At 55.3% G+C, this 257-nt stretch carries 1 protein-coding gene; it reads right to left on the bottom strand.

Annotated features, from left to right (window positions below; genetic code table 11):
- Positions 1–49: 49 nt before the first annotated feature.
- The coding region (locus M3G15_RS21470) for a hypothetical protein (protein WP_260072024.1) at positions 50–257 on the bottom strand (208 nt) is incomplete at its 5' end.

Consider the following 257-nt stretch of genomic DNA (forward strand, 5'->3'; position numbering starts at 1 on the left):
TATTGGGCCCAAAACGGGGGCGTTGAGAATCTAACGCTTATGAGAGAGCTTATTTGCCGGTTTCCCCCTCGAAACGGGGCCTTTTGGCGCAAATAAGCTCGTTGGCAAGCGCTAGAAATGAAATCCCCCTCATTTGGCGCAAATAAGCGCTGTAGCAAGCGTTAGCCGGAGCTGCACACGTCGCCTGGTGGGTTCGTAGCAGGTAAGCGCAGTTAGGCGCAATGGCGAACCTGCGCTCTAACGCTTGCCAGCAACGG

Source organism: Paenibacillus sp. p3-SID1389, from assembly GCF_025151705.1.
GTDB classification, from domain to species: Bacteria; Bacillota; Bacilli; order Paenibacillales; family Paenibacillaceae; genus Fontibacillus; species Fontibacillus phoenicis.